Raw genomic sequence first — 22,327 nt, forward strand, 5'->3', positions numbered from 1 at the left:
CATGAATGCTCAACGTTTTGCTCGTATACGCGAGATGCTGGCCGCGCGCCAGCATGATTTAACCGTGTGTATGGAGCAGGTACACAAGCCCCACAACGTTTCCGCCATTATCCGTACGGCGGACGCGGTGGGCGTCCATGAAGTCCATGCGGTCTGGCCCGCCAGCCGCATGCGTACCGCCGTCTCGTCCGCCGCCGGCAGCAACAGCTGGGTGCAGGTGAAAACCCACCGCACCATTACCGATGCGGTAACGCACCTGAAGCAGCTGGATATGCAAATCCTCGCGACCCATCTTTCCGCCAAAGCGGTCGATTTTCGCGAGATTGATTACACGCGTCCGACCTGCATTCTGATGGGGCAGGAAAAATTCGGCATCACGCAGGAAGCGCTGGCGCTGGCTGACCAGGACATCATTATTCCGATGGTCGGCATGGTGCAGTCACTCAACGTCTCCGTCGCCTCCGCGCTGATCCTGTATGAAGCACAGCGTCAGCGACAGAACGCCGGCATGTACAAACGTGAAAGCAGCACGCTGGCTTATGCTGAACAACAGCGCCTGCTGTTTGAAGGCGGGTATCCCGTACTGGCGCGCGTCGCGAAACAGAAAAAGCTGCCCTACCCTGAAATCGATGATGACGGCGAAGTCATTGCCGACGACGACTGGTGGGCCGCCATGCAGGCGACGGGGAAGCGATGAAGGGCCGCCTGCTGGATGCCGTTCCGTTAAGCACGCTTTCCGGCGTTGGCGCAAGCCAGGCAGGGAAGCTGGCAAAGATTGGACTGCATACCGTGCAGGATTTGCTGTTGCATCTGCCGTTGCGTTATGAAGATCGCACCCAGCTTTATCCTATCAACGATCTGCTGCCCGGCATCTGGGCGACCATCGAAGGCGAAGTACTGCACACCGACGTCACCTTTGGCCGTCGTCGCATGCTGGTAAGCCAGATCAGCGATGGTACAGGTGTGGCGACGCTGCGTTTCTTCAACTTCAACGCCGGCATGAAAAACGGCCTGGCGCCCGGCGCGCGCGTTACCGCCTACGGTGAAATCAAGCGTGGGCAGCGCGGCGCGGAAATCATCCATCCTGAATACCGTATTCAGGGCGAGCACAGCGTCACTGAATTGCAGGAAACCCTGACGCCGGTTTATCCCACCACGGAAGGCATCCGTCAGGCGACGCTGCGCAATCTTACCGATCAGGCGCTGAAGCTGCTTGATAGCTGCCCGATTGCCGAACTGCTTCCCGACGAACTGCGCGGCGGCCTGCTTAGCCTGCCTGACGCGTTACGGACGCTGCATCGTCCGCCGCCGGATATGCAGCTGGCGGATCTGGAGAGCGGACGTCATCCGGCACAGCGACGATTGATTCTGGAAGAACTGCTGGCGCATAACCTGAGTATGCTGGCGGTACGCGCTGGCGCCCAGCGTTATCATGCGCTGCCGATGCCGCCACGCCACCAGCTTAGCGACAAGCTGCTGGCAGCGCTGCCGTTTAAGCCTACCGCCGCGCAACAGCGGGTAGTGAAAGAGATCGAACAGGATCTCGCCAATGATTACCCGATGATGCGTCTGGTACAGGGCGACGTCGGGTCAGGCAAAACGCTGGTTGCGGCGCTGGCGGCGCTGCATGTTATCGCCCACGGCAAGCAGGTTGCGCTGATGGCGCCGACCGAACTGCTGGCCGAGCAGCATGCCAATAATTTCCGTCAGTGGTTTGCGCCGCTGGGACTGGAAGTCGGCTGGCTGGCCGGTAAGCAGAAAGGCAAGGCGCGCCTGGCGCAGCAGGAAGCGATCGCCAGCGGTCAGGTGTCAATGGTCGTCGGCACGCACGCCATTTTTCAGGAACAGGTGCAGTTTAACGGCCTGGCGCTGGTGATTATTGATGAACAGCACCGCTTCGGCGTTCATCAACGGCTGGCGCTGTGGGAAAAAGGCGAGGAGCAAGGGTTTCATCCGCACCAGCTCATTATGACCGCGACGCCGATCCCGCGTACGCTGGCGATGACCGCCTATGCCGATCTCGACACCTCTGTAATTGACGAATTGCCGCCGGGACGTACGCCGGTAACGACCGTTGCCATACCCGATACGCGCCGGGCGGAGATTATCGAGCGCGTTAAGCGCGCCTGTCAAACAGAAGGCCGTCAGGCCTACTGGGTATGCACCCTGATTGAAGAGTCCGATCTGCTGGAAGCGCAGGCGGCGGAAGCAACCTGGGAAGAACTCAAGCTGGCGCTGCCCGATCTGCGGGTCGGCCTGGTGCATGGCCGAATGAAACCGCAGGAAAAACAGGATGTCATGCAGGCCTTTAAACAGGGCGAATTGCAGCTGCTGGTGGCGACCACCGTTATTGAAGTCGGCGTGGATGTGCCAAACGCCAGCCTGATGATTATCGAGAACCCGGAACGTCTTGGCCTGGCCCAGCTTCACCAGCTGCGCGGACGTGTAGGGCGCGGCGCCGTCGCCTCGCACTGCGTATTGCTCTATAAATCGCCGCTGAGCAAAACGGCTCAGAAACGTTTACAGGTGCTGCGTGACAGCAACGACGGTTTCGTTATCGCCCAGTGCGATCTGGAAATCCGCGGCCCTGGCGAACTGCTCGGTACCCGGCAAACCGGCAACGCGGAATTTAAGGTCGCCGATCTGCTGCGTGATCAGGCGCTTATCCCCGATGTGCAGCGAATTGCACGCCATATCCACCAGCACTATCCAGAACAGGCGCAGGCGCTGATTGAACGCTGGCTGCCGGAAACCGACCGCTATACTAACGCCTGATACCGGGCCGTTCCTCTTTTCTGATCCAGAATAAATAAAGCGGCTAAAGCGCCTTTGCGTTTTAGCAAACGATTGCTTTTGCCTGGCAGTGAATTACAATCGCCACTTTGTTTCTCAGGGAACCTTAACCATGTCCGTCAGCCCAAATGAAATCGCCTCGTCCGCCAATGCCGCGACGCCAAAGAGCGAACTGATTTACCGTCTGGAAGACCGCCCGCCGCTGCCGCAAACGCTGTTTGCCGCCTGCCAGCATCTGCTGGCGATGTTCGTTGCGGTCATCACGCCCGCCTTACTGATCTGTCAGGCGCTCGGCCTGCCCGCGCAGGATACGCAGCACATCATCAGCATGTCGCTGTTCGCTTCCGGCGTCGCCTCTATCTTGCAGATTAAAACCTGGGGGCCGGTCGGCTCAGGCCTGCTCTCCATTCAGGGCACCAGCTTTAACTTTGTTACGCCGCTGATTATGGGCGGCATGGCATTGAAAAACGGTGGCGCTGACGTTCCAACGATGATGGCGGCGCTGTTCGGCACGCTAATGGTCGCTTCCTGTACCGAAATGGTGTTGTCGCGCGTGCTGCATCTGGCGCGTCGCATTATTACCCCGCTGGTCTCCGGCATTGTAGTAATGATTATCGGGCTGTCGCTGATTCAGGTAGGTCTGACTTCGATAGGCGGCGGCTACGCGGCGATGAGCGATCACACCTTCGGCGCGCCGAAAAACCTGCTGCTGGCGGGCGTGGTGCTGGCGGTGATTATTCTGTTGAACCGCCAGCGCAATCCTTACCTGCGCGTCGCCTCGCTGGTGATTGCGATGGCGGTCGGCTATCTGCTGGCCTGGGCGCTGGGTATGCTGCCGGAAAGCGCCGGCACGACGCAAAGCGCGCTGGTCGCGGTGCCGATGCCGCTCTATTACGGTCTGGGCTTTGACTGGAATCTGCTGATTCCGCTGATGCTGGTATTTATGGTGACCTCGCTGGAAACGATCGGCGATATTACCGCCACCTCCGATGTCTCAGAGCAGCCGGTTACCGGTCCGATCTATATGAAGCGTCTGAAAGGCGGCGTGCTGGCGAACGGTCTGAACTCGTTTGTTTCTGCGCTGTTTAATACCTTTCCCAACTCCTGTTTCGGCCAGAATAACGGCGTAATCCAGCTGACCGGCGTCGCCAGCCGCTATGTCGGCTTCGTGGTGTCCCTGATGCTTATCGTGCTGGGCCTGTTTCCGGCGGTCAGCGGTTTTGTACAGCATATCCCGGAACCGGTGCTGGGCGGCGCCACCATCGTGATGTTCGGCACCATCGCCGCTTCCGGCGTGCGCATTGTGTCCCGCGAGCCGTTAAACCGCCGCGCGATTATGATTATCGCTCTGTCGCTGGCGGTCGGGCTGGGCGTATCTCAGCAGCCGCTGATCCTGCAATTTGCGCCGGACTGGCTGAAAACGCTACTCTCTTCCGGCATCGCCGCTGGCGGCATCACGGCGATTGTGCTGAACCTGATCTTTCCACAAGAGAAGTAAATCCTGTCGGGCGAGCGGCTGCTCGTCCGCCTTCCTCCGCTTTTGTTTCCAGCTTTACAACCGCGCTGTTGAGGTATGCCGGTAATTCAGGCATAACAGGCGATACCGGAAATTCATACGGAAGGATGCAAATGAAATTTGTCGGAAAGTTAATTCTTTCATTGTTGTTACTGCTGTTGCTGGTGGCCGTGGTCTGTTATTTTCTGCTGCAAACCCGCTGGGGCGCAGAATGGGCCAGCAGACGGATCAGCGACGACACGGCGTATCACCTTTCCATCGCCAAAATAGAGCATAACTTTTCCGATCCTTCCCTGTTGAGCTTACATAACGTCAGCTTTGGTCATGATGGCCAGCCTGCTGTCATGGTGGCGAAAACCGTCAACCTCGGCCTTTCCCTTTCCCTGTTTAACCAGCCGTTGCGATTCGCCAGCATTGAACTGCGCGACGGCACGCTGGATGCCGCCAATATGCCGGGCAATATGGCATGGCCGTTACAGGCCGACCGCCTGCAGTTGCGTAATATGGCGGTCAATACGCCCCGCCTTGCCATCAGCGCCAAGGCCCTGAACGGCGGCATTATTCCCTGGCAGCCTGCACCCGGCCGTATCGCCGGCGACAACGCCAGCTTCCAGATGAGCGCGGAAAGCATTACGGTCGACGGCCTGACGGCCACCAATGCGCTGATTCAGGGACGTATCAGCGATAAACAGCTTTTCGTGAACAACTTCGGCGCGGATGTGGCGCGCGGCTCCGTGACCGGTAGCGCGCAGCGTGACAGCGCGGGCAACTGGCACGTTCCGGCATTGCGGATGAATGATATTCGCCTGCAAACGGATAAATCACTGGCGGATTTCCTCGCGCCGCTGCGCAATTTGCCTTCCGTGCACTTTTCCCGCGTGGATATGACCGATGCGCGCTTACAGGGGCCGGACTGGGCGGTAACCGATCTTGACCTGCTGGTAAAAGAGCTGACGCTGCGTCAGGGCGACTGGCAGAGCGAGGAAGGCTCGCTGGCGCTGAATGCCGACAGTTTTATCAATGGACAGCTGACGCTGAACGATCCGATTCTGAATCTCGACTTTTCACCGCAGGGCGTCGCCGACGCGCGCTTCAGCTCCCGTTGGGTTAACGGCCTGATACGGGCGCAGGGCAGCTGGCAGCGGCAAACTAAGCGGCTGACGCTGGATGAGCTGGTGCTGGCGGGCCTGGAATACACGCTGCCGGAAAACTGGCGCGACCGCTGGATAGAGACGCTGCCGGGCTGGCTCGACAGCGTGCTGGTGAAAAAGCTAAGCGGCAGCCGCAATCTGCTGATTGATGTTAACCCGGCCTGGCCGTTCCAGGTTACCGCGCTGGATATAAACGGCTCAGATCTGCTGCTGGCGCGTCAGCGGCAATGGGGCGTCTGGCAGGGGAGCCTGAACCTGAATGCAGCGGAGGCGACCTTCAACCGTACCGATATCCGTCGCCCTTCCCTCGCGTTAAATGCCGATAGCGGACAGATTAACGTGACGGAGATGAGCGCCTTTGTTGATAAAGGCATGCTGGAAGGCCAGGCGACGCTGGATCAAACGCCAGCGCGTCATCTGTCGTTAACGCTGGATGGCCGTTCAGTGCCGGCGGATGTGCTGCAAAACTGGGGCTGGCCCGCGCCGCCGCTGTCGGGCCCGGCGACATTGCAGCTGAAGCTGAATGCGCGTCTGGCAGCGGATACGCCTCTGAAAGGCAGCGCTAACGGCACGCTAACCATTAACGCAGCGGAACGCACCCTGGAGCAAACCATGACGCAGGGCGCGGTGACGACTCAGCCGTGAGGTTCCAGCGGCCCGTCGGGATCGGCGGGCAGCACGATGTAGACACCGTTGAAGACCGCGCCGCACACCTCGTTGCCGAACAGCTCTACCTCCAGCTGAACGCGCGCTTTACGCCCGCGCGCCAGGCGATCGAGATCGCCGCTCAGCGAGCCAAGATCGGCCGTAGCGCTCGGCTTGCCGCTAATAGGCTGACTGTAGCGAATATGCGCGTCGGCCAGAATAATCGTACCGCCAAGGTGACGTTCGCGCAGCAGCAGCCAGATCAGGCCCCAGCCGGTCAGCGTCGCCAGTGAAAACAGGCTGCCTGCAAACAAGGTATGATGCGGATTCTGGTTGCCGGTCTCCGGCATGGTGGTCATAAATTTCTGGCCGGTATACTGTGAAATGCGCACGCCCATCTTTTCGCTTAATGGAATATGCTCATACCACGCCTGCTGTAATTGCCCGCACCAGTCGGCGCGGTGCAAAATATCATCCAGCGTCACCACCGGCTTGATCATCAGAAAATGGCGCACCGGCGTGGTCTGCGGCGCGGTGATCTCTCCCTCGTTGAGGTAGCCCAGCTTGGCGAAGAACTCGACCGCATCTTCGCGGGCGCTACAGACGACGCGCTTAACGCCTTCCTGACGCGCCACCGACTCCAGCGTCATCGCCACCAGCGTGCCCAGCCCTTTTCCCTGTACCGTCGGATGGACGGCCAGGAAACGAATCGAGGCTTCATTATCGGCGTTGATATAGAGCCGTCCCGCGGCAACGGGCTTGCCCTGCTCATCCACCACCATCTGATGATGCGCCAGGGCGTCCCAGGCGTCCCGCTCCGACCCCTGCGGCTGACGCAGTGGTTTACGTAACATCTCCCAGCGGAACTGATAATACATTTCCAGCTCTTCGGCAGTTTCCGGCACTCGTAGGTGATACATAAAAGGATTCTCTCGTTCGGCTTAAGGGCGGCGGTTCTGGCATTCTGCGGCGACTGACGTTACACCTGCAGCCAAAAGGTGACCGGACCATCATTGACCAATGCGACCTGCATATCTGCGGCAAAGCGCCCGTTTTCAACGGCAATCCCCTGCTGACGGCATCGGTCGCTAAAATAGTGATAGAGACGTTCCGCCTCCTGCGGCTCGGCGCCGCGTGAAAAGCTGGGACGCATTCCCTTTTGCGTATCGGCCGCCAGCGTAAACTGCGACACCACTAACAGGCTGCCGCCAGCCTGCTGAACGTTCAGGTTCATCTTGCCGTTTTCATCGCTAAAAATACGGTAGCCCAGCACCCGCTCACTCAGCCGCTGCGCTTTTTGTTCGTTATCTTCCTGTTCCACGCCCAGCAACACCAGCAGGCCGGCGCCGATTTCGCCGACCGTTTCATCCGCCACCGTTACGCTGGCGCGTCGGACTCGCTGAATTAATGCAATCATGCTTCCTCATTACTCTTTTGTTTTTGTTGTTGATGGCGGAATTCTCCCAACGTGACGGTGATTTCCGCGCCTAACAGAACGATACACCATGTCCAGTAAACCCACAGGAACAGGATAGGGATCACGGCCAGCACGCCGTAAATAAGCTGATACGAAGGGAACGTAGTGATATAAAGCGCGAACGCTTTTTTTCCCAGCTCAAACAGCAGCCCCGCCACCAGCGCGCCGATCAGAGCGTCGCGCGGCGGCACGCGCGTCGTCGGCACCAGGCTGTAAAGCAGCCAGAACGCGAGCCATGAAAACAGCAGCGGGAAAATGCGCAGCGTCTGATCGATAAGTCCGGTGACGCCGCTGACCGTCACCCATTTCAACGACAGCAGCCAGGTGCTTATCGCCAGGCTGGCGCCAGCCAACAGCGGGCCAAGCGTCAGGATCATCCAGTAAACGGCAAAGGAAAACACCAGCGGCCGCTTTTTCTGGCTGCGCCAGATGGCGTTCAACGCGCTGTCGATAGAGTGCATCAGCAGCAGCGCGGTGACGATCAGCCCGACGGCGCCGACAACGGTCATTTTATTGACGTTGGCGACGAACTGATCGAGATAGTCCTGCACCACATTGCCCGCCGCCGGAACGAAGTTATTAAAAATAAAATGCTTTAGCTGAACGCTGATATCAGCGAAGACCGGAAACGCAGCGAACAGCGAAAAGACCACCGCCACCAGCGGCACAAGCGCCAGCAGCGACACGAAAGCGAGATTGCCCGCTTCGGTGGTCATACCGTCATGATTGACGCGCTGCCACAGCAGCTTTAGCCAGGCGCCTGTTGTGCGGACGCGCGGGCCTAAGTGAAGCCGCTTCATTACTCAACCATGGCTGGCGAACCAGTCTGGCACCGTCTGCGCGTCGGTGACATGCACCACGGTAATGCCAAGCTGCCGGGCCGCTTCGATATTTTCAGGGTTGTCGTCAAAGAAAACGGCCTGATCCGCGCTAAAGCCCTCTTCTTCCAGTACCCGCTGAAAAATACGCGCCTCCGGCTTACGCATGCCCATATCCTGAGAAAGATAGAGTTTGTCGGCCGCCTGCTGTACCTCAGGGTATTGCGACGGCCAGTAGTCGCAGTGCAACCGGTTAGTGTTGGAGAGGATAACCACGCGTTCTCCACGGTTGCGCAGCTGTTGCATCAGCGCGATAACCTCAGGCCTTACGCCGATAAACACTGCCTGCCAGCCTGCGACAAACTGCTCATAGCTCAGCGCGATATCAAGTTCAGCGCAAAGATTCGCGGCGAACTGCTCATCGCTGATTTCGCCACGTTCATGACGCTCGAAGTTTTCGCCCATCTGAAAGCGGCTTTTTAACAGCGCTAACGGGACACGGCCAAGATCGCTCCAGACGCCCAGCACCCGGTTGAAATCGATATCAACAATGACATTACCTAAATCAAAGATATACAGCATGGCCATCTCCTGTTGTCCCGTCGAGCTATTCACTCTAGCGATAAAAGCGGATGCTGAACAGGGCATGACGCAAAGGATGGCGGAAATCAGAGCGCGCTATTTCCGCGAAAAGGCGCGGGCAGGAAGGCGAGGCAAAAAAAAGGCCCCTTACGGGGCCCTTTAACAACTTCTGTTCACACAATAGCGTGACGTTATACGTCTTTGCTGCCGCGTGAAGCACGCTTACGATCGTTTTCCGTCAGGTGACGTTTACGAATACGTACGGAGGTCGGCGTGACTTCAACCAGTTCGTCATCATCGATAAACTCGATCGCCTGCTCAAGGGTCATCTTGATCGGCGGAACCAGCGTCGTCGCTTCATCAGTACCTGATGCGCGCATGTTCGTCAGTTTCTTACCGGTCAGGCAGTTGACGGTCAGGTCGTTAGAACGGCTGTGAATGCCGATGATCTGGCCTTCGTAAACTTCCGCGCCGTGGCCCAGGAACAGTTTGCCGCGATCCTGCAGACCGAACAGTGCGAAGGCGACCGCCTTGCCCTGGCCGTTAGAGATCAACACGCCGTTCTGACGCTGGCCTACTTCGCCCGGACGCACGTCGTCGTAGTGGCTGAAAGTAGAGTAAAGCAGACCGGTGCCGGAGGTCATGGTCATGAATTCGTTACGGAAACCGATCAAACCACGGCTCGGAATAACGTAGTCGAGACGCACGCGGCCTTTGCCGTCCGGGTCCATGTTTTTCATGTCGCCTTTACGCTCGCCCATGGCCTGCATGACCGCGCCCTGATGCTGTTCTTCGATATCCAGCGTCACGTTTTCGAACGGCTCTTGTTTACGGCCATCAACTTCGCGGAAGATAACTTTCGGACGGGATACCGCCAGTTCGAAACCTTCACGACGCATGTTTTCGATCAGCACGGAGAGGTGCAGTTCGCCACGACCGGATACGCGGAAAGCGTCCGCATCTTCGGTTTCTTCTACGCGCAGCGCCACGTTGTGCACCAGCTCTTTCTTCAGACGATCCAGGATCTGACGTGAAGTAACGTATTTACCCTCTTTACCGCAGAACGGCGAGGTGTTGACGTTAAAGAACATGGTTACAGTCGGCTCATCAACGCTCAGCGCAGGCAGCGCTTCGACATTCTGCGGATCGCAGATGGTGTCGGAGATGTTCAGCTCGCCCAGACCGGTGATTGCGATGATGTCGCCTGCTTCCGCCAGGTCGGTATCAATACGCTCCAGACCCAGGTGGCCCAGCACTTTGCCCACTTTCGCGTTGCGGGTTTTGCCTTCGCTGTCGACAACCGTAACCTGCTGGTTCGGCTTAACTTTGCCGCGCTTGATGCGGCCGATGCCGATCACGCCCAGGTAGTTGTTATAGTCCAGCTGAGAGATTTGCATCTGCAGCGGGCCGTCCAGATCGACGTTTGGCGCCGGTACGTGGTCGACGATCGCCTGGTACAGCGGGGTCATGTCGTCAGCCATATCGGTATGGTCGACGCCAGCGATACCCTGCAGCGCAGAGGCGTAAATAATCGGGAAATCGAGCTGCTCGTCGGTCGCGTCAAGGTTAACGAACAGGTCGAACACCTGATCGACAACCCAGTCAGGACGCGCGCCCGGGCGGTCAATTTTGTTGATGACCACGATCGGCTTCAGGCCGTGGGCAAATGCTTTTTTGGTCACGAAACGCGTCTGCGGCATTGGGCCGTCCATCGCGTCGACAACCAGCAGCACTGAATCAACCATGGACATAACGCGCTCAACTTCTCCACCGAAGTCGGCGTGTCCCGGAGTATCAACGATGTTGATACGATAGTCGTTCCATTTGATGGCGGTATTTTTCGCGAGGATGGTAATCCCACGCTCTTTCTCCAAATCGTTGGAGTCCATTACACGCTCGGTTGCTTCAGTACGGGCATCAAAAGTACCGGACTGTTGCAGCAGTTTGTCGACCAGGGTGGTTTTCCCATGGTCAACGTGCGCAATAATGGCGATGTTACGCAAATTTTCGATCACAGCTTTGCCTCAGGCATTAGAAATAGCGCGCTATTGTACACGGATTAATCGAAGGACTGAACAGGATCACAAATATCAAAGAAAGAATGCTCCAGGGCTTGCCTTATAACACCACTTTCAGTGCAAAAAATGCACCTGATTGACCAGCTGCACCATTATGGTGCCCAAAATTAACTCAAATGCACTATAATGGTGCGCGATATCCATCATGGTGCATCCCTCGTTTGTCGAGAGCGCGCATAATAGCGCTTTTTGGCCAGAATAAAAAAGTTGGCACAGAATTCGCTTTATTTTATTCAAGCCAAAACGACAGTTTCCACAACGGTTGATAGCTTGTCCGAGTACTTTGTTGCCAGCTGTACGCTCGACTTTACGCGCCTGGCAGGATGAAGTTCTCTTACCACGACGACAATGACAATTACCAGGAGAGTTGAGTATGTCCGCTGAACACGTTCTTTCTATGATGAATGAACACGAAGTTAAGTTTGTTGACCTGCGCTTCACCGATACCAAAGGTAAAGAGCAGCACGTAACCATCCCTGCGCATCAGGTCAACGCAGACTTCTTCGAAGAAGGCAAAATGTTTGACGGCTCCTCTATCGGCGGCTGGAAAGGCATTAACGAATCTGACATGGTGCTGATGCCGGACGCGACTACCGCCGTGCTGGATCCGTTCTACGAAGATTCCACGCTGATCATCCGTTGTGACATCCTTGAGCCGGGCACCATGCAGGGCTACGATCGCGACCCGCGCTCTATCGCTAAACGTGCGGAAGATTTCCTGCGTTCATCCGGCATCGCGGATACCGTGCTGTTCGGACCGGAGCCGGAATTCTTCCTGTTCGACGACATCCGTTTCGGCAGCAGCACCTCCGGTTCGCATGTGGCTATCGACGATATCGAAGCGGCCTGGAACACCGGTAAAGAATATGAAGGCGGCAACAAAGGCCACCGTCCGGGCCTGAAAGGCGGCTACTTCCCGGTTCCGCCGGTTGACTCCTCACAGGACATCCGTTCCGCCATGTGTCTGACCATGGAGCAGATGGGTCTGGTCGTTGAAGCGCATCACCATGAAGTCGCCACCGCTGGTCAGAACGAAGTGGCCACCCGTTTCAACACCATGGTGAAAAAAGCGGACGAAATTCAGATCTACAAATATGTCGTGCACAACGTTGCGCACGCCTACGGCAAAACCGCCACCTTTATGCCAAAACCGATGTTCGGCGATAATGGCTCCGGCATGCACTGCCATATGTCCCTGTCTAAAGGCGGCACCAACCTGTTCGCCGGCGACAAATACGGCGGCCTGTCTGAAATGGCGCTGTTCTACATCGGCGGCGTGATCAAACACGCGAAAGCGATCAACGCCCTGGCAAACCCGACCACCAACTCCTACAAGCGTCTGGTGCCGGGCTACGAAGCGCCGGTTATGCTGGCCTACTCTGCGCGTAACCGCTCTGCTTCCATCCGTATCCCGGTGGTCGCCAGTCCGAAAGCGCGTCGTATCGAAGCGCGTTTCCCGGATCCGGCTGCTAACCCGTACCTGGCCTTCGCTGCGCTGCTGATGGCGGGTCTGGATGGCATCATCAACAAGATCCACCCTGGCGATGCGATGGACAAGAACCTGTATGACCTGCCGCCGGAAGAAGAGGCCGAGATTCCAAAAGTTGCAGGCTCGCTGGAAGAAGCGCTGAACGCGCTGAACGAAGACCGCGAGTTCCTGACCCGTGGCGGTGTATTCACCGACGACGCTATCGACGCCTATATCGACCTGCGTAAATCTGAAATGGATCGCGTGCGCATGACGCCGCACCCGGTCGAGTTCGAGCTTTACTACAGCGTTTAATTGGTTTGAGTTTTTGTTGCCGTGGAAACTTTCAGCCCATCTTCGGATGGGCTTTTTTCTCCGCGTCTTCAACGGCCGGAATATCGCGTTATCAAACCTGAAACTATAATGCACTAAAACAGTGCAGGAGAACGCTGTATGGCAACTGGCCCCTTGCCCGATGCTGGGCAGATTCTCAATTCCCTGATTAACAGTATCCTGCTGGTCGATAACGAACTGGTGATTCATTACGCCAACCCCGCAGCCCAGCAGCTGTTGGCGCAAAGCTCGCGTAAGCTTTTCGGTACGCCGTTGCCGGAGCTGATGGGCTATTTTTCTCTGAATATCGCCGTAATGCAGGAAAGCCTGGCCGCTGGTCAGGGATTTACCGACAGCGAAGTGACGCTGGTGGTGGACGGCCGCGCCCATATTATGTCGCTCACCGCGCAGCGCCTGCCTGACGGCCTGATCCTGCTGGAAATGGCGCCGATGGATAATCAGCGCCGTCTCAGTCAGGAGCAGATACAGCATGCGCAGCAGGTTGCCGCGCGCGACCTGGTGCGCGGACTGGCGCATGAGATCAAAAACCCGCTCGGCGGACTGCGCGGCGCGGCGCAGCTGCTGGCGAAGGCGCTGCCCGATCCGTCGCTGACGGAATATACCAAAGTGATTATTGAACAGGCCGATCGGCTGCGCAATCTGGTCGACAGGCTGTTAGGGCCGCAGCAGCCGGGCATGCACGTGACGCAAAGCATTCATCAGGTGGCGGAGCGCGTGGTGAATCTGGTCAATATGGAGCTGCCGGAGAATGTCTCGCTGGTGCGTGATTACGACCCCAGCCTGCCGGAACTGCCGCACGATCCCGATCAGATAGAGCAGGTGTTGCTGAATATCGTTCGCAATGCGCTACAGGCGCTGGGCGACGCAGGCGGCACCATTACGCTGCGTACCCGCACCGCGTTTCAGCTGACGCTGCATGGCGCGCGTTATCGTCTGGTAGCGCGTATTGATGTGGAAGATGACGGACCAGGCATTCCGACGCAGCTGCAGGATACGCTGTTTTATCCAATGGTCAGCGGTCGGGAGGGCGGAACCGGACTGGGCCTCTCTATTGCCCGCAGCCTGATCGACCAGCATTCTGGAAAAATAGAATTTAGCAGTTGGCCTGGCCATACCGAATTTTCGATTTACCTGCCTATTCGCCAGTGAGGTTTCTATGCAACGAGGGATAGTTTGGATCGTCGATGACGATAGCTCCATCCGCTGGGTGCTTGAACGCGCACTGACCGGAGCCGGTTTAAGCTGCGCCACGTTTGAAAGCGGCAGCGAAGTGCTGGACGCACTCGCCAGCAAAACCCCAGACGTTTTACTGTCTGATATTCGTATGCCCGGAATGGATGGCCTGGCGTTACTGAAACAGATTAAACAGCGTCATCCGATGCTGCCGGTGATTATCATGACGGCGCATTCAGATCTGGATGCGGCGGTCAGCGCCTATCAGCAGGGCGCGTTTGATTATCTGCCTAAGCCGTTTGATATCGACGAAGCCGTCGCGCTGGTTGAGCGCGCAATCAGTCATTATCAGGAGCAGCAGCAGCCGCGCGACAGGCCAGTGAGCGGGCCGACCACTGACATCATTGGCGAAGCGCCGGCGATGCAGGATGTGTTTCGCATTATCGGTCGTCTTTCGCGCTCTTCAATTAGTGTGCTGATCAACGGCGAATCGGGTACCGGCAAAGAGCTGGTGGCGCATGCGCTGCATCGCCACAGCCCGCGCGCCAAAGCGCCCTTCATTGCGCTGAATATGGCGGCGATCCCGAAAGACCTGATTGAGTCTGAGCTGTTCGGTCATGAGAAAGGCGCGTTTACCGGCGCCAATCAGATTCGCCAGGGGCGTTTTGAGCAGGCGGACGGCGGTACGCTGTTTCTTGATGAAATCGGCGACATGCCGCTGGATGTGCAGACGCGCCTACTGCGCGTGCTGGCCGACGGGCAGTTTTATCGCGTCGGCGGCTATGCGCCGGTAAAAGTGGACGTGCGGATTATCGCGGCAACCCACCAGAATCTTGAGCTGCGCGTGCAGGAAGGCAAGTTCAGGGAAGATCTGTTCCACCGTCTGAATGTGATCCGCGTGCATTTGCCGCCGCTACGCGAGCGCCGCGAGGATATTCCACGGCTGGCGCGCTACTTCCTGCAGGTAGCCGCACGCGAGCTGGGCGTAGAGGCAAAAATCCTGCACCCTGAAACCGAGGCGGCGTTGACGCGGCTGCACTGGTCGGGCAATGTGCGCCAGCTGGAAAATACCTGCCGTTGGCTGACGGTGATGGCTGCCGGACAGGAGGTCCTCATTCAGGATTTGCCGCCGGAGCTGTTTGAAAGCAGCAGCAGCGATCCCGCCGTACAGTCGCTGCCGGACAGCTGGGCCACGCTACTGGCGCAGTGGGCCGATCGGGCATTGCGATCCGGTCATCAAGACCTGTTGTCGGAAGCTCAGCCGGAGATGGAACGCACTCTGCTGACCACCGCGCTGCGCCATACGCAGGGCCATAAGCAGGAAGCGGCGCGGCTGCTGGGCTGGGGACGCAACACCCTTACGCGTAAGCTAAAAGAGCTGGGAATGGAGTAGACGAAAAAAGTGTAAAAAAGATTATTTATTGCGCAATTTTTCGCAGGCACGCTCTTTACACGCCGGTGCCGTTCAGTATCATTCTGAGCGGTTGCCCGGAGGTTTATCATGTTTGAATCACTGATGCATTTGGTCTCGCAGAGCGCTGAAACCGGCGCTGCTATCGGCCATTCGCCGCAGACCGCGCTGGCGGCTGTGCTGTGCGCCGTGATGCTCAATCTGTTTAATTAACAAAAAGGCCGGCGCTCCCGGCCTTTTTGCTTGCTGTGCTAAATAACGCGCGAGAACTGCTGCTGCCGCGCTTTTTGTCGCATATAAACGTCAAAGCACATGCAGATATTGCGGATCAACAGCCGTCCCTTTGGCGTCACCTGTAAGCCTTCCGGCAGCACGTCCACCAGCCCATCCGCCGCCAGCGGCGCCAGCAAAGCCAAATCCTCGGCGAAGTATTCGGTAAATTTCACGCCGCTTTGCTTCTCAATGTCGGCGAAGGAGAGCGCGAAGTTACAGATCAGCGCTTTAATCACATCGCGCCGCAGGCAGTCGTCGGCGCTCAGCGTTAAGCCGCGCCACAGGGCGTTGCCCTGTTGCTCTACGCTGGCGTAGTACGCCTTAAGCTCTTTCTGGTTCTGCGCGTAGCAGTCCCCCAGCATACTGATCGCCGACACGCCCATTCCTAACAGATCGGTGTCGCCGTGAGTGGTGTAACCCTGAAAGTTGCGGTGCAGCTTGCCGGCGCGCTGCGCGACGGCCAATTCATCGTCCGGGCGGGCGAAATGATCCATGCCGATATAGTGATAGCCTTGCGCGGTCAGCGTGGCGATGGTTTGTTGCAGGATCACCAGCTTCTGCGCCGGTCCCGGCAGTTCGTCGTCTTTAATTTTACGCTGGGCGGCGAACAGCGTCGGCAGATGCGCATAATTGAATACGCTTAAGCGATCGGGCCGCAGCTCTGCCACTTTTTGCAGCGTATAATCGAAGCTTTCCGGCGTTTGCATCGGCAGGCCGTAGATCAGGTCGATATTGCTTGAGGTAAAGCCCAGTTCGCGCGCGCGCTTGATCAGCGCGAAAATAAAGGCTTCATCCTGCACGCGGTTGACCCGCTCCTGCACGACTTTATTAAAATCCTGTACGCCCATACTGAGGCGAGTAAAGCCAAGCGCGCGCAGGTGATCGAGTATATCCAGCTCGATTTCGCGCGGATCGACTTCGATAGAAATCTCAGCCGTCGCGCTGAAATTGAAGCATTTCCGCAGCACCGCCATCAGACGACTCATTTGCGCTTTGCTTAGCCACGTCGGCGTGCCGCCGCCCCAGTGCATCTGCGTGACGCTGCGTCCGCCAAACAGCGCCGCCCGCTGACGGATCTCCTGCTCCAGCACATCCAGGTAGCGATCGCCTTTATGCATCTGGCGCGTGACCTGCTTGTTGCAGCCGCAGAAATAGCAGAGGCGATGGCAAAAAGGAATGTGGATATAGAGAGAGAGCGGTCGATCGGGATAGCGACGGGCGGCCTGCTGAAATGCCGCCTCGCTCCAGCCTTCGGTAAACTCCAGCGCGGTGGGATAAGAAGTATAACGCGGCCCGGCATAGTTATACTTTTCGATCAGGGCCTGATCCCACTCGGTTAACGGCATTGACATGTTCACTCCTTCCATTTACGACGCCTTACGGGCCGCGTCAATGGCAGGGAGGCCTGGCGCTGCCGGTTAGCGGTAGCACGGCGCAACCGGGATTTCAGCTGCGTCAGGCGGCGTAGTTTAACAAACAGCCAAAACAGATAACACGCCAACAGGAGTGCGATAATTGATCCAGGCCAAAACATAGTGGGATACCTGAATGAGCGGACGAGCGTTTTCGCCAGCGCCCGTCAAATTACGCGGTACGTTTAGCGCTCGCCTTTCAGCAGACGATACATATCTTCATCCGCTTCTTCATCTGCGTCGTCGTCATCCATGCCAATGCCCAGCTGTTCCATCAGCACATCAATGCGGTCCAGCGTTTGATCCAGCCAGGCCTGCTCTTCCGCCGACAGCACTTCGCCATTCTCCAGACGATCCAGCAGCGCATCAAGACGCTCGTCGTTTTCCAGCTTCGCCAGCTCGTCTTCCGGGCTCATCTGCGGCTTCTGCTGAACAGGCGCCTTTTTAATCGGCTTAGCGACCGTCACGCCTTCTTTCAATAACGGCACCGGTTTTTTACTGCCGATACGCGGGTCTTTTTCCTTGTTAGCATTTCCTTTGCCGTTTTGCTGCGCAATGGGGTTCGCGCGGCTGCCTGCCGCATGTCCGCGACGCTTTTTGTCGCGTTTACGATCGCGCGCTTCCTGATTTTGATCTTCGCGCGATTGACGTTTTACTTTTGGCGCCGCGCTGGTTTGTGGCTTACGTGCAGGTTTCATGATCTTTTATCCGGGGGGTTTCTTTAGTATAGAATTGCGGCGGAATCTAGCAGAAAGCGCACAAAGAAAAAAGGCGGCAGGTCACCCTGTCGCCTTTTTTCGTACCTTCCGTAGAAGGATAACCATCCTTTAAATCCGTTTTGCAGTCAACGTCCCGGTTTTTCCCTTTGCTATTCGCTCTCATCCTGAGCGTTTCCTTTTCCCTGACGGCACGTTCCTTAGCGCCCTTTCCCTTTCCCTTTCCCTGCTCTGTGCGTTCCCCGCTTCCCTGAGCGCTTCATCCTGAAGTGAGCCATCCAAACTCTGTGAATTACTTTAGACTAACTGCTCAAAGTGGCAAGATACATAAGCCATTTATTCTTTCTTATTCGGCATCGCTCTATTTAATTTATTGAACTTTATAGAAATTAATAAAATCGAAGTTCTAACAAACGTCAATAACTGGCAATAACTATGGCAAATATCTTACAAAGTTTTTCATAAAGCTGGCCAGGCAGCGCTTTGCCCGCTTTAAGGGTATAATCACGACATTCAACACACCGACCTCTCCAGGAGTCTCTATTTTGTCAGGCTGGAATTATCACGTCACACACTTCGTTACCAGCGCCCCCGATATTCGTCACCTTCCGGCTGATGAAGGTATCGAAGTGGCATTTGCAGGCCGTTCTAATGCGGGTAAATCCAGTGCCCTCAATACATTGACCAACCAAAAAAGCCTGGCGCGCACCAGTAAAACGCCTGGCCGCACTCAGCTGATCAACCTGTTTCAGGTGGCGGAAGGCGCGCGGCTGGTCGACTTGCCGGGCTATGGCTACGCTGAAGTGCCTGAAGAGATGAAACGCAAATGGCAGCGAGCGCTGGGCGAATATCTGCAAAAGCGGGAATGCCTTAAGGGGCTGGTTGTCCTGATGGATGTTCGTCATCCGATGAAAGATCTCGATCAGCAGATGATTGAATGGGCGGTGCAGAGTCAAATTCCGGTGCTGGTGCTGCTGACCAAGGCGGATAAGCTCGCCTCAGGCGCGCGTAAGAGCCAGCTCAATATGGTGCGCGAAGCATCGATGGCGTTTATGGGCGATGTGCAGGTCGAACTCTTTTCTTCCCTGAAGAAAATGGGCGTCGATAAACTGCGCGATAAGCTGGATAGCTGGTTTAGCCCGCTCAAAGACGAGCCGGCGGAATAAGGAAGGAGGGTGCGCTGCATCCCGTCTGGCAGGCGCCCAATAAAAAACGCCCCAGTCACAGAATGACTGGGGCGGCTAATATTCAGCCAAATCCGATTACGTGAAGTAAAAGGTCTGAAAGATAGAACATCTTACCTCTGTACCCTACGCCGTAAACTTTACCCGATTTTTTCTGACCGACAAAGCATTTTTTGTAGTTAATTTTCATAAAACTGCTGTTTTTTCTTAACAGCCGTCACATAAACAGTGAATCCCTGTAGCTTAATTACTAAAAAAATGTTTGAGCGTCATGATGCCAGCACAGGCTTATTTCTTCAGAAAAATCAGGCGTTCCTGACGGCATGTCGCGGAAGCGCGCTGCCGCCAGGCTGGTCTTTACGGCATCAGTGCGCCTGATCCCAGTTATCGCCTACGCCGACATCTACCCGCAGCGGTACATCCAGCTTCACGCTGTTTTCCATCAGCTGCTGGATTTTCGCGCTGGCGGATTTAACGTCTTCTTCCCGCACTTCAAATACCAGTTCATCGTGAACCTGCATAATCATTGTGACCTGCGGCGCGTCCGGCTGGCGCAGCCAGGCATCGACGTCAATCATTGCACGCTTGATAATGTCCGCCGCGGTTCCCTGCATCGGCGCGTTGATTGCCGCGCGCTCCGCCGCCTTACGTCGAATGGCGTTAGCGGATTTGATATCAGGCAGCCACAGGCGACGGCCATCCAACGTAGAAACATAACCTTGCTCGGACGCCTGCTGACGCGTGGTTTCCATATAGGTCAGCACGCCCGGATAGCGTTCAAAATAGCGATCCATATAGATTTTCGCTTCGCCCGCGTTGATATTCAGCTGACGCGACAGACCAAATGCGCTCATACCATAGATCAGACCGAAGTTAATCGCTTTCGCGCTGCGGCGCTGTTCGTTGGTTACCTTATCAACGCTGACGCCGAAAACTTCCGCCGCCGTCGCGCGGTGGATATCCTGACCTTCGGCAAAAGCGGCAAGCAGCCCTTTATCCTGCGACAAATGCGCCATAATGCGCAGCTCGATCTGCGAGTAATCCGCCGCGACGATGCGGCAACCTTTCGGTGCGATAAATGCCTGGCGGATACGGCGCCCTTCTTCATTACGCACCGGGATGTTTTGCAGGTTAGGATCGGTCGACGAGAGACGCCCTGTCGCCGTGACCGCCTGTTGATAAGAGGTGTGCACCCGGCCGGTACGCGGGTTAATCATCTGTGGCAGCTTATCGGTATAGGTCGATTTGAGCTTGGACAGGCCGCGATGCTCCAGAATCACTTTCGGCAGCGGATAGTCGAGCGCCAGCTCGGCCAGCACTTCTTCGCTGGTAGAAGGCGCGCCGCCCGGCGTTTTTTTCGTGGGCTTGATCCCCTGCTTTTCAAACAGAATAGTTTGCAGCTGTTTAGTTGATGAAAGATTAAACGGCTCGCCCGCCAGCTCATGCGCTTTTTCTTCAAGTTCTTTCAGGCGCGTGGTCAGCTCCTGAGAATGCTTCGCCAGAATGTTCTGGTCGATTAAAACGCCGTTGCGTTCGATGCGTGAAATCACTGCCAGCAGCGGCATTTCGATCTCTTCAAACACCTTTTTCGGGCCAGCCTCTTTCTCCAGCTCCGGCCACATTTTTAGGTGCAATTGCAGCGTGACGTCTGCATCTTCCGCAGCGTAATGCGCCGCCTGCTCCAGCGCGATCTGGTTAAAGGTCAGCTGGTTTTTGCCTTTGCCCGCGATTTCGGTGAAGGTGACCGTTTTATGGTTCAGCCAGCGTGACGCCAGGCTGTCCATATCATGCTTACCGACCACGCTGTTCAGCATATAGGATTCAAGCATGGTGTCGAATTTAATGCCGCCCAGCTCGATATCGTAGTTTTTCAGCACGCTACGGTCGAACTTGAGGTTCTGACCCACTTTCAGGCATTTTTCATCTTCCAGCAGCGGCTTGAGCCGCGCCAGCACGGCGTTGCGATCCAGCTGATCGGGCGCATCCAGGTAATCATGCGCCACCGGCAGATAGGCCGCCTCGCCCGGCGCGACGGCAAAGGAGAGGCCGATAATGTTGGCGGTAAGAGTGTCCAGCGAATCGGTTTCCAGATCGAAAGCGAACAGCTCGCTCTGCTGAAGTTTCTTTAGCCAGCTGTCGAAAGTCGCTTCATCCAGGATAGTGACGTAGCCGTCAGAAGAAAGCACGCTGACGCTTTCTGGCTGCGGCGCTGGCTCCTCTTCCGCCAGCTTTTTCTGTGCGCCGACATTGCTCTTGCGTCCCTGAAGCCATTTGCCCTCTTCCAGATCGGTCAGCCAGCGGCGGAATTCATAATGACGGAACAGACCCAGCAGCGTCTCGACATCCGGCTCATTGACCGTCAGCTGCTCGCAGTCTACATCCAGCGCCACATCGGTTTTAATGGTAGCCAGCTGATAAGAGAGCAGCGCCACTTCTTTATTCTGCTCCAGCTTCGCCGCCATGGTTTTTGCGCCACGGAAGCTGAGATCGGCGATCTTATCCAGATTTTCATAGAGAGTGGTAATGCCGCCCAAGCCCTGTAACAGCGCCTGCGCGGTTTTCTCGCCCACGCCAGGCACGCCGGGAATATTATCGGAGGCATCGCCCATCAGCGCGAGGAAGTCGATAATCAGTTCAGGCGGGATGCCATATTTTTCCTTAACCTCGTCCGGACCAAGGATGGCGTTGTTCATGGTATTGATAAGCGTGATGTTCGGCGTAACCAGCTGGGCCATATCTTTGTCGCCGGTGCTGATCAGCACCGCGCGCCCCTGCTGTTCCGCCTGCAGAGCCAGCGTGCCGATCACGTCATCCGCTTCTACGCCTGATACCGCCAGCAACGGCAGCCCCATCGCGCGCACCATATTATGCAGAGGCTCAATTTGCGCCCGCAGATCATCCGGCATGGGCGGACGGTGGGATTTGTAATGCTCAAACAGTTCGTCACGAAACGTTTTGCCTTTTGCATCAAACACTACGGCGACATGGCTGGGTTTGTACTGTAACAGTAAGCTACGCAGCATATTGAGGACGCCGTACATCGCGCCGGTCGGCTCGCCAGCGCTGTTCGTCAGCGGAGGAAAAGCGTGATAGGCGCGATAAAGGTAGGAAGATCCATCTACCAGAATCAAAGGGTTTTCTGCGATTTGGGCCATAGTTTTCACGTTCCAGGATGATCGTTGGTATGGGCATAAGGATGCCACATCATACGGACAAAAATGAAATAACCTGGACGGAAGTTTAGCGACAGCTCAGGGAAATTGCGCAGGGCCAGTG

18 protein-coding genes are annotated in these 22,327 nt (G+C 56.6%); 9 read left to right on the forward strand and 9 right to left on the reverse strand.

The genetic code is table 11. The features are described 5' to 3' along the window. The first annotated feature begins 1 nt into the window (after position 1). From trmH to C2E16_RS20395, 4 genes are all read left to right on the forward strand, one after another. Entirely contained in the window at positions 2–697 is a 696-nt protein-coding gene (trmH, locus tag C2E16_RS20380; RefSeq protein WP_084969887.1) for a tRNA (guanosine(18)-2'-O)-methyltransferase TrmH, read from the forward strand. Next, on the forward strand, positions 694–2,775 hold the full coding sequence (gene recG / locus C2E16_RS20385; protein WP_038629180.1) for an ATP-dependent DNA helicase RecG: 2,082 nt from the start codon (positions 694–696) through the stop codon (positions 2,773–2,775). The genes trmH and recG overlap by 4 nt, the downstream gene beginning before the upstream one ends. A gap of 130 nt (positions 2,776–2,905) precedes the next feature. After that, complete coding sequence (locus tag C2E16_RS20390; RefSeq protein ID WP_038629183.1) at positions 2,906–4,291, forward strand: nucleobase:cation symporter-2 family protein; 1,386 nt, start codon at positions 2,906–2,908, stop codon at positions 4,289–4,291. A gap of 131 nt (positions 4,292–4,422) precedes the next feature. Continuing rightward, positions 4,423–6,105 (forward strand): AsmA family protein, encoded by a 1,683-nt coding sequence (locus C2E16_RS20395; protein WP_038629185.1) that lies wholly within the window; start codon positions 4,423–4,425, stop codon positions 6,103–6,105. Here the strand turns inward: C2E16_RS20395 and fabY are convergent. From fabY to typA, 5 genes are all read right to left on the reverse strand, one after another. Continuing rightward, a complete protein-coding gene (fabY, locus tag C2E16_RS20400; protein WP_038629187.1) occupies positions 6,096–7,025 on the reverse strand; it encodes a fatty acid biosynthesis protein FabY in 930 nt (309 codons plus the stop codon). The two genes, C2E16_RS20395 and fabY, sit on opposite strands and share 10 nt — an antisense overlap. Positions 7,026–7,084: 59 nt before the next feature. Next, positions 7,085–7,522 (reverse strand): D-aminoacyl-tRNA deacylase, encoded by a 438-nt coding sequence (gene dtd, locus C2E16_RS20405; RefSeq protein WP_038629190.1) that lies wholly within the window; start codon positions 7,520–7,522, stop codon positions 7,085–7,087. Further along, the gene (locus C2E16_RS20410) at positions 7,519–8,382 is read right to left on the reverse strand and encodes a virulence factor BrkB family protein (RefSeq protein WP_038629193.1); all 864 of its coding nucleotides are present in this window, start codon (positions 8,380–8,382) and stop codon (positions 7,519–7,521) included. Before C2E16_RS20410 ends, dtd begins: the two co-directional genes overlap by 4 nt. 3 nt (positions 8,383–8,385) lie before the next feature. After that, positions 8,386–8,982, reverse strand: coding sequence for a glucose-1-phosphatase (gene yihX / locus C2E16_RS20415; RefSeq protein WP_038629196.1), 597 nt, complete (start codon positions 8,980–8,982; stop codon positions 8,386–8,388). A 191-nt stretch (positions 8,983–9,173) separates the two neighbouring features. After that, a complete protein-coding gene (gene typA, locus C2E16_RS20420) occupies positions 9,174–10,997 on the reverse strand; it encodes a ribosome-dependent GTPase TypA (RefSeq protein WP_038629198.1) in 1,824 nt (607 codons plus the stop codon). Between the two features lie 436 nt (positions 10,998–11,433). Between typA and glnA the strand changes: the two genes are divergently transcribed. The 4 genes from glnA (at position 11,434) to C2E16_RS20675 (ending at position 15,679) form a co-directional block, all read left to right on the forward strand. After that, a complete protein-coding gene (gene glnA / locus C2E16_RS20425) occupies positions 11,434–12,843 on the forward strand; it encodes a glutamate--ammonia ligase (RefSeq protein ID WP_038629200.1) in 1,410 nt (469 codons plus the stop codon). A gap of 138 nt (positions 12,844–12,981) precedes the next feature. Beyond that, positions 12,982–14,031: a nitrogen regulation protein NR(II) gene (gene glnL / locus C2E16_RS20430; protein WP_038629202.1), complete on the forward strand. Its 1,050-nt coding sequence runs from the start codon at positions 12,982–12,984 to the stop codon at positions 14,029–14,031. A 7-nt stretch (positions 14,032–14,038) separates the two neighbouring features. Then, a complete protein-coding gene (gene glnG / locus C2E16_RS20435) occupies positions 14,039–15,448 on the forward strand; it encodes a nitrogen regulation protein NR(I) (protein ID WP_038629204.1) in 1,410 nt (469 codons plus the stop codon). Positions 15,449–15,556: 108 nt separating this feature from the next. Further along, complete coding sequence (locus tag C2E16_RS20675) at positions 15,557–15,679, forward strand: YshB family small membrane protein (protein ID WP_144380575.1); 123 nt, start codon at positions 15,557–15,559, stop codon at positions 15,677–15,679. A gap of 38 nt (positions 15,680–15,717) precedes the next feature. Here C2E16_RS20675 and hemN read toward each other — a convergent pair whose 3' ends face one another. Together hemN and yihI are read right to left on the reverse strand one after the other, a co-directional pair. After that, positions 15,718–17,091, reverse strand: coding sequence for an oxygen-independent coproporphyrinogen III oxidase (hemN, locus tag C2E16_RS20440; protein WP_084969886.1), 1,374 nt, complete (start codon positions 17,089–17,091; stop codon positions 15,718–15,720). A gap of 245 nt (positions 17,092–17,336) precedes the next feature. After that, positions 17,337–17,852 carry a Der GTPase-activating protein YihI gene (yihI, locus tag C2E16_RS20450; protein WP_084969885.1) on the reverse strand — a complete coding sequence of 172 codons (516 nt, stop codon included), beginning with the start codon at positions 17,850–17,852 and terminating at the stop codon, positions 17,337–17,339. A 560-nt stretch (positions 17,853–18,412) separates the two neighbouring features. Here yihI and yihA point away from each other — a divergent pair. After that, positions 18,413–19,033, forward strand: a complete 621-nt coding sequence (gene yihA, locus C2E16_RS20455; RefSeq protein ID WP_038629210.1) for a ribosome biogenesis GTP-binding protein YihA/YsxC — start codon at positions 18,413–18,415, stop codon at positions 19,031–19,033. An 82-nt stretch (positions 19,034–19,115) separates the two neighbouring features. On the opposite strand, the gene C2E16_RS21510 is transcribed toward yihA, so the two are convergent. Beyond that, positions 19,116–19,163, reverse strand: a complete 48-nt coding sequence (locus tag C2E16_RS21510; protein ID WP_071892919.1) for a spot 42 RNA, inhibition of DNA synthesis — start codon at positions 19,161–19,163, stop codon at positions 19,116–19,118. A 253-nt stretch (positions 19,164–19,416) separates the two neighbouring features. Next, entirely contained in the window at positions 19,417–22,206 is a 2,790-nt protein-coding gene (polA, locus tag C2E16_RS20465; protein WP_084969884.1) for a DNA polymerase I, read from the reverse strand. Positions 22,207–22,327: the final 121 nt, after the last annotated feature.

The organism is Mixta calida (assembly GCF_002953215.1).
In the GTDB taxonomy this organism is placed as follows: domain Bacteria; phylum Pseudomonadota; class Gammaproteobacteria; order Enterobacterales; family Enterobacteriaceae; genus Mixta; species Mixta calida.